The 12,802-nt window shown below is 58.9% G+C and carries 4 protein-coding genes; 2 read left to right on the plus strand and 2 right to left on the minus strand.

The annotated features are described in order from the left end of the window. Positions 1 to 59: 59 nt before the first annotated feature. Both KSS91_RS11950 and KSS91_RS11955 read left to right on the plus strand, forming a co-directional pair. Positions 60 to 6,005, plus strand: coding sequence for a peroxidase family protein (locus KSS91_RS11950; protein ID WP_217838062.1), 5,946 nt, complete (start codon positions 60 to 62; stop codon positions 6,003 to 6,005). A gap of 179 nt (positions 6,006 to 6,184) precedes the next feature. Beyond that, positions 6,185 to 6,439 carry a DUF1652 domain-containing protein gene (locus KSS91_RS11955; protein WP_217838063.1) on the plus strand — a complete coding sequence of 85 codons (255 nt, stop codon included), beginning with the start codon at positions 6,185 to 6,187 and terminating at the stop codon, positions 6,437 to 6,439. Positions 6,440 to 6,487: 48 nt separating this feature from the next. Here KSS91_RS11955 and KSS91_RS11960 read toward each other — a convergent pair whose 3' ends face one another. Together KSS91_RS11960 and KSS91_RS11965 are read right to left on the minus strand one after the other, a co-directional pair. Then, the gene (locus KSS91_RS11960) at positions 6,488 to 7,618 is read right to left on the minus strand and encodes an ATP-binding response regulator (RefSeq protein ID WP_217838064.1); all 1,131 of its coding nucleotides are present in this window, start codon (positions 7,616 to 7,618) and stop codon (positions 6,488 to 6,490) included. Continuing rightward, on the minus strand, positions 7,615 to 12,477 hold the full coding sequence (locus KSS91_RS11965; RefSeq protein ID WP_217838065.1) for a response regulator: 4,863 nt from the start codon (positions 12,475 to 12,477) through the stop codon (positions 7,615 to 7,617). Before KSS91_RS11965 ends, KSS91_RS11960 begins: the two co-directional genes overlap by 4 nt. Between the last annotated feature and the right edge of the window lie 325 nt (positions 12,478 to 12,802).

Here is a 12,802-nt window from a genome sequence, read left to right on the forward strand (position 1 = left end):
ATAGGTGACAAGTCGGTTGGTAAACCCTGCAACTCAAAGGTCATTCGGAGATTGCCATCATGTATGAGCTAAAGCGCTTCACCCTCAATCAAAACGATATTTCGTTTCTTGACCAGCAGGTTTCCTTTCCGACCATTCATGTCGTCGGTTACAACACCGCCGGTGATCCGCTCTACGGCTATCAGGGCTCGGATGGTAGTGTCCATGTGCTCGGCGTGCTGGGAAGTTTCAATCCGCTTGACGCGCCTCTTGGTGAAGCCATTTGGTACAACGGTGCCCGCGACCCGATCGGCTTGCGCAACGTCTCGGGGCACTTCAATAACATGACCCTGGATGGGCAGGCCTGGGGCAGTTTCGGCCAAAACTTCATACGCCTGACCCATTCGGACTACACGCACTACGTCCAACAGAACCTGAGCAATTCCGCATTGACGGGGGCGGGTGTACCTGTGGGCGCTACGCCCATGATTGACAGTAGTTCACTGTATAGCGATCCGACAGCTTCACTGGTGGACTACACGCCACGGATGATCAGCCAGACCATCGTCAGTGGTGGAGTGACGTTTGCCACCGATGCCAGCGGGCACATACAGCACACAGCCACTGGCGTTGCGATCGTTACGGATCCGGGGATCCTGAGCACCATTGGCGAAGTCGATACCACGTCGCCGGACTCCGGCCAGTACTACATCCGAAACCAGAATACTGTCAGCGGTGACCCGTCGACTACTGGCTGGTTCACACTGTTCGGGCAGTTTTTTGACCATGGACTGGACTTCATCAACAAGCCCAACCAAAACGCAACGATCACTATTCCCCTTGCGCCGGACGACCCGCTATACGGCACGATCGGCCCGGATGGGCAGCCTGTGTACTCGATCAAGGTACACCGGGCCTCCGTCAGCGAAGTGGACGGGCAGGGACAGGCGCAATACGTCAACCTTGACTCGCCCTATATCGATCAGAACCAGACTTATGGCTCCAATGACGCGGTGACGCAATTGCTGCGTCAGTGGGTGGCGGATCCAAATCATCCAGGGCAGTTCATTGCTGGCGCAGCGCTGTTCGATGGCACCACCTTGAGTGACGACGCGGCCTGGACCCTCAATGGCGTGTTGACCCACCAGACTTTGCCCACCCTGAGCGAACTGCGCGCCCATGTGCTGGCGACCGGCCGTGACGATCTGACCTGGGATGACATCGCCAACTTTCGCGTGCGCGATGCCAATGGCCATGTGCTGGATGCCGACCCCGGCACGCCTGGCGTGCAAGCGGTGTATACCCGTGAGGCGATCCTGCTGGACATGAATCCGCACTTCGATGATTTGCATATCGACCAAGCGAAACTGATGTCTCTGGATGCGCATATCACCAGTATTACCTTCGACGCGAACAACCCCTTCGGGATGGTCATCAACTACGATAATTCCGGACCGAAAAACCTGTTCAGCTTTGTCAATTTTGCCGACTTCTCCATCAGTGCCGCTGCGGGCAGTGCCGATTACGCGGTGGCCAACGAACTGCTGCTGCAATCGGTGGGCGACCACTACATTGCCGGTGACGGCAGGGTGAACGAAAACTTTGGCCTGACTGCGATCCACCATGTCTTCCACGAAGACCACAACGTGCAGTTGATTAACCTGCAAAATGAGGTGCTGGCGCAGACTGACGTCAACGTGCGGCACAACTGGCAGGTTCAGGTCAGCGATGGCAGTGGTGGTTTTTATTCCGATGCCAGCGGCAACTTCACCCTGGCTGATGGCCTGACGGTGTCCTGGGACCAGGACAAGCTGTTCTACGCCGCCAAACTGACCGTGGAAATGGAATACCAGCACGTTGCGATTGATCAGTACGCCCGGCTGATCACTCCGGATTTGCCAGAGTTCGTGACCTATGACTCGGGCATCAACGCCAATATTTCGCTCGAATACGGCCAGGCAGCATTCCGTTTCGGTCACTCGCAACTGCGCGAAACCATCGATGCCCTGGAGAAAAATGCCAGTGGTGGTTATGACCTGACCGGCGCGATCACCCACTATGCGCTGGAGCAGGCATTCCTCAATCCCGGCGGCTTTGCCGAGGTTGGGCCGACGGCCATTGCCTTGGGCATGACCCGGCAGTTCAGCAATGAAATCGACGAATTCGTCACCCCGGCCTTGCAACAAGGCCTGCTCGGTCAGCCGCTGGACCTGGCGACCATCAACCTGGCCCGTGGCCGTGACCTGGGACTGCCCACACTGAACCAGCCGCGTCAGCAGATTCACGATGCGCTGATTGCCGAGCGGGAGTCACCGGCAGGAGCTCAGCACCACACCAACCTGATCGTGGACGCCTTGACGCCCTATACCAGTTGGAGTGACTTCGCCAACAACATGATCCACCCCGAATCCCTGGTCAATTTCATCGCCGCGTATTCTTTTGACGGAGACAAGGCCCATGCCCAGGCGATCATTGATGCCGATGTATCAGGTGTCACGGTCAACTACGCGGGCGGAAGCGTCACGGCCGAAGAGGCGGCGTATTTTCTTTCCGGCGCCGCCGATGCCAATGGCAATCATGTGGCCGGCTATGACGGGTACAACGCGATCGACCTGTGGATCGGTGGCCTGGCGGAAAAACATGTTTACACCGGGCAATTGGGCACCACCTTCAATGCCATCTTCGAGGACCAGATGGAGCGGTTGATGGACGGTGACCGCTTCTATTACCTGTTCCGACTGGATCTGGGCTTGCCAGCGATGACCAACCTCAACGAGCAGGTGGTGACCGAACAATTCAAGGACATCATCGAGCGCACCACCGACGCCCGCCACCTGGCCGGCGATGTGTTCGGTTATGCCGACAGCTACATCGAACTGAACAATACCGACTCCGGTGCCAGTGCCACTGCGTACAAAAGCGAGCACAAGTACGGCACGCTGATTGCGGCAAACCACGTAGGTGTTTACTCGACCGGTGGCGCGGGCGGAATTGGCGGTAACGGTTTACTGGTCAGCCTGACCAACCCGGAAACGCATATCGCTCAAGCCTATATCCGTGACTACCGTCCGGATCAGGGCGAGAACCCTGATGGCACCGCGGCGGTGGGGTACAACTCCCACGAAGTGTTGTCTGGCACCGACTACAACGATTGGCTCGACGCTGGTGACGGTGACGATACGATCTACGGCGAAGGTGGTGATGACATCCTTGATGGCAAGGCCGGTGCCGACCATATCTACGGTGGTGACGGCAACGATGTGATCTACGGCGGTGATATCGAAGATTTCCTCGATGGCGGGGAAGGGGACGACATTATCTATGCCGGGACCAGCGCCGGTGCCCTGGATGTGGTGATTGGCGGTAACGGTAACGATCACCTCTACGGTGAAGCGGGTATCGACGAGTTGTATGGCGGCGCCGGCAATGACTACATCGATGCAGGCGGCGACACTGATCTGGTGCATGGCGGTGACGGTAACGATGAGATCTACGGTGGCGACGGCCCGGACATTCTGTTCGGTGAAGACGGTGATGACATCATTTCCGGTGGCTCCACCGGCGACCAGGAGTTCGGCGGTGTCGGTGACGACATTCTGTTGCCAGGCCTGGGTGGTGCACCGGGTCAAGGGGACGGTGATGAGGCCTTGGGCGACGTGGGTTTCGATATTGCTGCCTTCAGCGATGTGAACATCTCCTTGGACGCAGCGGCAGACCTCAATAACCAAAACATCGTGGCTGCACCAGGCACTGCAGTGTTGTTCCAGCCGTTCAACGCCTTACTGACGGACATAGAAGGACTGATCGGCTCACGCTTCAGTGACAGCCGTCCGAATGTGGCGACCCCGTCCAGCCCTCTGGCAGGCCTGATCGGCAATGCCACAGAGAACTGGCTGATTGGAGGCAGTGGCGATGACGTCTCTCAGGGGAACGGCGGCAATGATGTGATCGTCGGTGATTCGATCCATCTCGCCGACTTGAACCACCTGCTCGCCAGCCAGGGTTTTGCTCAACACTTTACGGGCCTGCAAGCGACCCGGGCGGATTTCATACTGGGTGACAACCACGCAGCTTCCGGTACGGCTGACGGCGCAGCAGATGCGGCACTGTTCAGCGGCAATTTTGCCGACTACAGCATCACCAGGTTCACCGATACCCGGCCGGGGGGAGAACTGATCACGGCATTCAAAGTGGTGGACCTGCGACTTGGCGCGGCTAACGTCGACGGCACCGACATCGTGATGGGGGTGGAAAAACTGCGTTTCGCCGACCGTACGATCAACCTGAGTCTCACTAACCAACTGCCGACCGGTAATGTGGTGCTGTCTGGCTTTGCCACCGCACCGTCTACCCCAAGTCGCCCGGTGCCGACCCAATATCGGCTGACGGCCAACACTTCGGCTATCCAGGACGCAGACGGTTTGCCTGGGCCAAGCGGTTTCTCCTATCAATGGCAAGCACTGGTGGGTGCGACCTGGCTGAGCATCGCCGGAGCGAATGTTTCGACCTTTGCGCCCACCTCGGCACAGTTCGGCCAGCAACTGCGTGTGGTTACAACTTATACGGACAACAGCGGGACAGTGGAACAACTGACGTCGGCCCCGTCAGAGGCAGTCGGGCGCTTCATTGAAGGCAGCAACTTCTTCAGTAACACGCTCAATGGCACCAATTATCAGGACATCCTGATGGGCTATTCGGGCAACGATGTCCTCAACGGTGGCCTGGGTTCCGACTTGCTGGATGGTGGTAGCGGCAACGACACGATGCGAGGTAATGCTGGCAACGATATCTACATGGTCGATGCCAATGGCGATGTGGTGCAGGAGAATTTTGCCGAGGGCACCGATACGGTGATGTCTTCTGTGAGCTACACCCTGGGCGCGAACGTCGAGAACCTGACTCTGGTGGGTTCCAGCAACATCAACGGTACCGGTAACGCTCTGGACAATGTCATCCACGGCAATGGCAGCAATAACCAGCTCAGTGGCCAGGCGGGCAATGACGTGATCTTCGGCGATGCCGGCAACGATATTTTGCTGGCATCGCTGAACGACGGCAACGACCGCTATGACGGTGGCTCGGGAGTCGACACCTACAATTTGTCCTCCACTTCGGCGGCAGCAACGGTCGATCTGGTAGCGGGCATATCCAGCAGTGCACAGACCGGTAGTGATCTGCTGACGGGCATCGAGAACGTCATCGGCGGTTCGGGTAGCGATCACATTCAAGGCGATGCGGCCAGTAACCTGTTGCAAGGTCAGGGCGGCAATGACTGGATTGACGGTGGCAGCGGTGATGACCGTGTAGTGGGTGGGCAGGGCCTGGACAACGTGTCTGGTGGTCTTGGCAATGACACCTTTGTCGCGTCGGTCAACGATGGCAATGACACCTACGATGGCGGTGGCGGCACCGACATCTATGACCTTTCGGGGACATCGGCCAATGCAACGGTCAATCTGTCCACCGGCCTGGCCAGTAGCGCTCAGACGGGCAATGACACGTTGATCAGTATCGAGAGTGTTGTCGGCGGCAGTGGCACCAACAGCCTGACCGGTGACAACGGCAACAATGCGCTGACGGGGCAGGGTGGTATCGACACCCTGAGCGGCGGTGGCGGTGACGATACGCTGACCGGTAATGGCAACCGCGATACGCTGACCGGCGGCGCCGGGTCAGATATTTTCATGTTCAGTTCGATCAACGATTCGGGCACCTCGAATGCGAGCCGTGACGTGATCACCGACTTTGTACAGGGCACCGATCATATCGATCTGACCCAGATCGATGCCCGGACGTCCGGTGCAGGTGCAGGCGGTAATCAGGACTTCAACTTCCTCGGCGCCTGGAGCGGAGTGGGCAACGAGTTCAACAACCAGGCGCAATTGAAGTACCACTTCGTCAACGTCGGCGGGGTCGATCACACTTATGTGGAGGGCAACGTGAACAACGGTAATGGCGCCGACTTCCAAATTGACCTGGTCGGTCATGTGGCCCTCACCGCGAGTGATTTTGTCGGCGTGGTGTAAGGCTTTAAACCGAAACGGCGCCCTCCGTTGAAAGGGGCGCCGTTTTTTATGATGAAGGTGCGCGTTCAGACCATCGCACCCAGCACATGTCAGATGCCATCAATACGATTGAAGCCGGTTTTCGTTCCCCAATCGAAGAACGGTAGCCATCCAGATCCCCGACCCTATGGACGTGAGCCATGATTTCTACGCCTGAGTTTCGTCATATTATTGAACATGAATTTCAACCTCTTTCGTGTACCTGCACGGTAAACCCGGATGGATCACTGATGATCAAAGTGTTCGATTCGATATCCGGGCGGATTGATCTGCTGGTCACTGCGGCCATGACCAGCGAACTGAACTCCAGCCGTGCCATTGCCAATCTGATTGGTGAGCTTCGCTCTGAAATGGCAGAGCACCATGCAATGGGCACTGTGGTGTTAACGATATAGCACACCCGGTCATGGGCACGGGCCATAGCACTTTCAGCACCATCCAGGTCAGTCGATGGGCAGCGATATCGTCAGTCTCGTTCCTTTGTCCGGTGCGCTGTCGATCGTGAATTCCCCGCCCAGCATGCTGATGCGTTCCTTCATGCCCACCAGCCCGAACGAGTTCAGTTTTTTGCGATCCGTCATGCCTACGCCGTTGTCCTTGATCTGCAAGTAAAGCCGGCGACCCTCCCTGGAAAGTTCGATATGCACCTGTGTCGCTTGCGCGTGCCGGGCAATATTCGACAGTGATTCCTGCACGATGCGGAACAGCGTCGTGGCGGATTTTTCATTCAGGTCGCAACGGAAATTTTCGTCTTTGGCCGACATCGTGCAATCGATCGCGCTGCGCTGCCGGAACTCTTCAAGTTGCCACTCGATCGCGGCCTGCAATCCCAGGTCGAGTACGGGTGGTCGAAGATCATTGATGATGCTGCGCACACTGCGGATGGCCGTATCGAGGTGATTCAGCGCATCGCTGGCCTTTTCGTTGAGCCTGGGGTGCATGGTACGGGTGCGCGCCTGCAGCATGGAGACATCGATTCGCAACGCCAGCAGACTCTGTCCCAGCTCGTCGTGGATGTCGCGTGCGATGCGCTTTCGCTCTTCTTCCTTGATGTGCTCCTGATAGGACGCCAGTTCTCGCAGCTGCCGCTTCGATTGCAGCAATTCTTCGGCCTGCATCGTCAGTTTGCGCTGCAAGTAGTACAGGTCGACAAACACCTGGATCTTGGCGCGAAGCACTTCGGCCACAATCGGCGAGAAGATGTAATCCACGGCGCCGGACGTATAACCGCGGAAACGCTCGGAGTCGGTGTCGGCCTCCGCGGTGACGAAGATAATGGGTGTATGGGCCGACTTCGGGCGGCCGTGAATGAGTGCAGCGGTTTCAAAACCGTCCATCGCCGGCATTTTCACGTCGAGCAGAATGACGGCGAAGTCGCGTTGCAATAGCAGGCGCAGCGCCTCGCGTCCGGAAGTCGCCGTGGCGACATCGAGGCCCATGTCGGTAATCACTGCGGCGAGCGCGGTGAGCTTGGCGGGGTTGTCATCCACCAGCAACACCGATGCTGGCACGCCATCAGGCGGGGCCGGGTGCCGCACCTGGGCTCTTTCATTGAATACCGGAGGTTGCTTCATCGATAGAGCCATTTGCGCATCAGTGACAGCAGCTGGTCGGTATCCACCGGCTTGCTGACATAGTCCGAGGCGCCTGCCTCGATGCACTTTTCACGGTCACCCATCATCGCCTTGGCCGTCAGCGCAATCATGGGCAAGGCTTCAAATCGTTTGAAGGTACGGATCTGGCGCATGGTTTCAAAGCCATCCATCTCGGGCATCATGATGTCCATCAGCACGATGTCGGTATCGGGCTGCTGCTGCAGCAGTTCTATGGCGGTTCGGCCGTTTTCGGCCGTGGCCACCCGCATGTTGTTGCTCTCGAGCACGCTGGTCAGGGCAAAGATATTGCGCACGTCGTCGTCGACCACCAGGGCCTTTTTACCCTCGAGGCTGTCCGAGCCCTCATAGAGTTTTTCCAGCATCCTGCGCTGGGTCTGCGACAGCCTGTCGACGACACGGTGAAGAAACAGTGCGGTTTCGTCGAGTATGCGCTCGGGGGATTGAACAGCCTTGATCACGCCCTTGCCCAGCAGTGTCCTGAAACGCTCGTGTTGCGGCTTGGTCAGTGTCTCTGCGCCATAGACGACGATCGGCAATTCACGCATGGCCTGGTCTTGCTGCAACGCCTCGAGGAGCTTGATGCCGGATGCGTCGGGCAGTTCGAGATGGATTGCCATGCAGTCGTAGCGTTTATTTGCCAGTTTCTTCAAGGCTTCAGCGCCGCTGGCGGTCGTTTCGATCTTGACGTCGGTGTTGCCGAGCAGATCGAGGATGCGGGCGCGGTTCGCTTCGTCGCCGTCGATCAGCAGCAGGTTCCTGGTCTTGCGCCCTGCGAAAGCCACGATGCCGACCAGCGCATGCTGAATCTCGTCGGCTGTGACCGGCTTGAGCAGATAGTCGAAAGCGCCATAGCGCAGCCCGCGTGTGCGGTCGTCAGCGTTCGAGATGATCTGGACCGGGATGTGACGCGTGGCGAAATTCCCCTTCAACTGCTCGAGCAGCAACCAGCCATCGATGTCCGTCAGGCCCGGGTCCAGCGTGATCGCGGCGGGTTTGAAGCGCTCGACCAGCTCCAGCGCATCCGCGCCACGGGTCGTGACGATAGCCCTGAACCCTTCCTGGTGCGCGGCCTCGAGCAGGATGCCGGCAAATCGGGCATCGCCCTCGAGCATCAGCAGCACCTGGTCGCCGGGTTGGATCGACTCGCGGTCGTCGAGTATCTGTGCAGTCGGGCCTGACAGGAGGTCGCGCCTGACCTGGCCAGGTACTGTCTCTGTCACTGATTCGTCCAGCATCTGACGCTGGGCATCCTGTGTTCGCAAGGGCACGTACAGCGCAAAAGTACTGCCCTTGCCGATCTCACCGGGGATCAACCGCAGCTCACCGCCCAGCCGGTGTGCGAGCTCGCGGCTGATCGACAGGCCGAGGCCGGTGCCGCCGTATTTTCGTGAGGTTCCGGTATCGGCTTGCTGGAACGCCTCGAAGATCAGCTTCTGCTTGCCGGCCGAGACGCCGATGCCGGTGTCGGTGACCACGAAGGCGACCACCGCATCGGCGCGATTCAGTTCGCTGTGATCCACACTCCACCCGGACACAACGGGCTCGATGCTGATCCTGACGCTGCCTTGTTCAGTGAACTTGAAGGCGTTGGACAGCAGGTTCTTGACCACCTGCAGCAGACGCTTTTCGTCGGTCCACAAGACGGGGGGCAGGGTAGGTGCCAGTTCAATCGTGAAGGTCAGGCCGCGGCTTTCGGCGACCGGCCGGAAGGTGCGTTCGATCTGGTCGTGCAGATCGGCGAACCGTGCTTCATTCAGATCCAGTGTGACCGTACCCGACTCGATCTTGGACAGGTAGAGAATCTCGTCGATCAGCTCCAGCAGGTCTTTGCCCGCGCTGCGGATGGTCTTGGCATATTCGACCTGCCTGGGGGTGAGATTGTGTTGCGCGTTGTCGCTGAGCTGCCGGGCCAGGATCAGCAAGCTGTTCAAGGGCGTTCTGAGCTCATGGGACATGCTGGAGAGGAATTCGGACTTGTACTTCGAGGTCAGCGTCAGCTGCTCCGCCTTCTCCTCCAGCGACAGCTTGGTGATTTCGACTTCACGGTTCTTGCGCTCGACTTCGGCTTTCTGCTCCGCCAGCAGTCCGGCCTTGTCCTCCAGCTCCTCGTTGGTCTGTCTCAATTCCTCCTGTTGCCTTTGCAGTTCGTGCGCCAGCGATTGCGACTGCTTGAGCAGTTCTTCGGTACGCATATTGGCTTCGATCGTGTTGAGCACGATACCGATCGATTCGGCGAGCTGATCAAGGAAGGTCTGATGAATGATGCTGTAGCGCGTGAACGAAGCCATTTCGACGACGGCCTTGACCTTGTTCTCGAACAGGATCGGCAACACGATGATATTCAGCGGGGCGGCAGCACCCAGACCGGATGAAATCGCGACGTAATTGGCCGGTACATCGGTCAACAGGATGCGCCGTTTCTCGTAGGCGCATTGCCCGACCAGGCCCTCGCCGAGCCGCCACTCATCGTTCACATTGATGTTGCCCTTGTACGCATAAGCGGACAGCAGCTTGAGTTTCGCAGGATCCGGCGGGTTCTCGTCCATCATGTAGAACACACCGTGCTGGGCGTTGATCAGCGGAGCCAGTTCAGACAGCACCATCTTGGAGACTGCCGCCAGATCGCGCTGGCCCTGCAGCAGACGGTTGAACTTCGCCAGATTGCTCTTGAGCCAGTCCTGTTCCGCGTTTTGCCGCGTGGTTTCGCGCAGGTTGCGGATCATCTCGTTGACGTTGTCCTTCAGTTCCGCCACTTCACCCTTGGCTTCCACCTCCACGTAACGGGTCAGATCGCCCTTGGTCACGGCCGTCGCCACATCGGCAATTGCACGCACCTGGTTGGTCAGGTTGGCCGCCAGACCGTTCACGTTGTCAGTCAGGTCGCGCCAGGTGCCGGCAGCACCCGGCACGTTGGCCTGGCCCCCCAGCTTGCCCTCGACGCCCACTTCACGCGCCACCGAGGTCACCTGGTCGGAGAACAGCGCCAGCGTATCGGTCATACCGTTGATGGTGTCGGCCAGTTCGGCAATCTCGCCCTTGGCTTCCAGTGTCAGCTTCTTCTTCATGTCGCCGTTGGCGACGGCGGTCACCACTTTCGCGATGCCTCGCACCTGGCTGGTCAGGTTGGCCGCCATGAAGTTCACGTTTTCGGTCAGATCCCTCCAGGTGCCAGACACGCCTTGCACCTGTGCCTGCCCCCCGAGCTTGCCTTCGGTGCCGACTTCGCGCGCCACCCGCGTCACTTCGGCGGCGAAGCTGTTGAGCTGGTCCACCATGGTGTTGATGGTGTTCTTCAGCTCCATGATTTCGCCCTTGGCTTCCACGGTGATCTTGCGCCCCAGGTTGCCTTTGGCCACGGCCGTCGTCACGTCGGCGATGTTGCGCACCTGATTGGTCAGGTTGGCCGCCATGCTGTTGACCGAGTCGGTCAAGTCTTTCCAGGTCCCACCGACGCCCGTCACCTTGGCCTGGCCGCCGAGTTTGCCGTCCGTCCCCACCTCGCGAGCCATGCGCGTCACTTCGTCGGCAAAGGTCGAGAGCTGGTCCACCATGGTGTTGATGGTTTCCTTGAGCTGGAGAATTTCACCTTTGGCTTCGGCGGTGATCTTGCGCGACAGGTCGCCGTTGGCCACCGCCGTCGTCACGTCGGCAATGTTGCGCACCTGGGTGGTCAGGTTGGCCGCCATGCCGTTGACCGAATTGGTCAAGTCCTTCCAGGTACCGGACACGCCGGTCACTTCGGCCTGTCCGCCCAGTTTGCCTTCGGTACCGACTTCCAGCGCGACGCGGGTCACCTCCGAGGCGAAGCTGGAGAGCTGGTCGACCATCGTGTTGATGGTGTTTTTCAGTTCGAGAATCTCGCCCTTGGCTTCAACGGTGATTTTCTTGCCGAGGTCGCCGCGCGCCACCGCCGTCGTCACCTGTGCGAGGTTGCGCACCTGGGTGGTCAGGTTGGCCGCCATGCCGTTGACCGATTCGGTCAGGTCGCGCCAGGTGCCTGATACGCCGCGCACTTCCGCCTGGCCGCCCAACTTGCCTTCGGTACCGACTTCCAGCGCCACGCGGGTCACCTCAGCCGCGAAACTCGAGAGCTGGCCGACCATGGTGTTGATGGTGTTTTTCAGTTCGAGAATCTCACCCCGGGCTTCGACGGTAATCGTCTTGCCCAGATCGCCTTTGGCCACTGCAGTTGTCACGTAAGCGATGTTGCGCATCTGGGTGGTCAGGTTGGCGGCCATGTCGTTGACGGAGTCGGTCAGGTCTTTCCAGGTGCCGGACACCCCTTTGACATTGGCCTGCCCACCGAGAATCCCCTCAGTGCCGACTTCGCGCGCCACGCGGGTGACCTCGGAAGCGAAGGAACCCAGTCGCGTCACCATTGTGTTGACGATCTCGGCGGACTTGAGGAACTGGCCCCGCAGTTTCAGACCGTCGAGTACCGGCGGTACCTGCTGGCTCAGATTACCCTCGGCCACCGAACCGACCACGCGAATGATCTCGTTCATCGGGCTGATGAGGTCGCTGGTGAGCGCATTGCTGGAGTTGACGATCTTTTGCCACGAGCCTTTCATCATCGGCAATTGGATACGCTCATCGACCTTGCCCTGCTTGCCGATCAGTTGCGCCACGCGCTCGAATTCGGTGGTGGTCTCGGCGGCCATGTCGATGATCTCGTTGAGCGTGTCGGCGATCTTGCCCGGCATGCCGGTCCAGTCTTCCGGCATACGGGTGGTGAAGTCACCTTTGCGCAACGACTTCAGCGCTGCCAGCAATGTCTTCATGTCCAATACTTCGGTCGGTGTCGTCACTGTGGCCATGTCTGTGTCCAGTCAGAATGATGCCGCGGGCAAGGCATTACCCCTTGCCGCAGGAGCCGGCATTGCAGCATTTAGCCTGTTGAAAACGGTGCGTTGACTTACGAAATACTAGCAAGGTTGACGCAATGCCCCGGATCCTGGGGGCAATTGTCATCTTGCAGTGCAATCCCGACCTGCTAACGTAGAACCCGGCAGCAGATTCAATAGCTTGCTGGCCACTGGCCGCAGGGTTGGTGTGGAAAAGCATGAGCGCACGCCTGTGTAGCGGTGTGGCCGGCGGGTTCAACATCATCTGTACATCGAGACACGAAACGGCCAGGGCCTT

The sequence above is a fragment of the Pseudomonas azerbaijanorientalis genome, assembly GCF_019139795.1.
GTDB classification, from domain to species: Bacteria; Pseudomonadota; Gammaproteobacteria; order Pseudomonadales; family Pseudomonadaceae; genus Aquipseudomonas; species Aquipseudomonas laurylsulfatiphila.

Coding starts and splice junctions, on each gene's coding strand:
- KSS91_RS11950 (WP_217838062.1), top strand. CDS start 60: ATGTATGAGCTAAAGCGCTTCACCCTCAATCAAAACGATATTTCGTTT.
- KSS91_RS11955 (WP_217838063.1), top strand. CDS start 6,185: ATGATTTCTACGCCTGAGTTTCGTCATATTATTGAACATGAATTTCAA.
- KSS91_RS11960 (WP_217838064.1), bottom strand. CDS start 7,618: ATGAAGCAACCTCCGGTATTCAATGAAAGAGCCCAGGTGCGGCACCCG.
- KSS91_RS11965 (WP_217838065.1), bottom strand. CDS start 12,477: ATGGCCACAGTGACGACACCGACCGAAGTATTGGACATGAAGACATTG.